The organism is Vibrio sp. 10N.222.52.B7 (assembly GCF_041474275.1).
In the GTDB taxonomy this organism is placed as follows: domain Bacteria; phylum Pseudomonadota; class Gammaproteobacteria; order Enterobacterales; family Vibrionaceae; genus Vibrio; species Vibrio crassostreae_C.
Window position 1 is genome coordinate 1 of sequence record NZ_JBFRTU010000709.1, and the last position, 425, is coordinate 425.

Genomic DNA, 425 nt, shown 5'->3' on the forward strand with positions numbered 1-425 from the left:
TGCTGGTGCGGTGTTGGTGATCACCAAAGTGGGAGACGCTCTGGGTGTTTGGTCACTGCCACTGGCTGCATTCTCGGGTGGTATTGTGTCGGCGACCGCCGTTCTGATTCTGTTTTCGATGCAGAAGAAAAAGGGCAATGACAACTTAATCTTGTGTGGTTTGGCGATCTCATTTCTATTCGGAGCCATCACGAGTTTTTTGATTTATTCAGGCGACCAGAGAGCAGCGAGTTCGATTTTGTTCTGGACGATGGGAGGCTTAGGGCTCGCACGTTGGGATAATTTGATTTTTGCCTTGGCGGGCGTGTTGTGTCTCATAGCATTAATTTTCAAACGTTATCGCGAGCTCGATACTTTGTTGGTGAGTGAACAGACGACAAGCTCATTGGGGATCAATGTGCACCGCCTACAAAGCGAGATTTTTC

The 425-nt window shown here is 48.5% G+C and carries 1 protein-coding gene; it reads left to right on the forward strand.

What is annotated here, in order from left to right:
• Window positions 1-425, forward strand: a 425-nt coding sequence (locus AB4512_RS24925) for an iron chelate uptake ABC transporter family permease subunit (RefSeq protein WP_372176143.1), incomplete at both ends; no start/stop codon positions are given.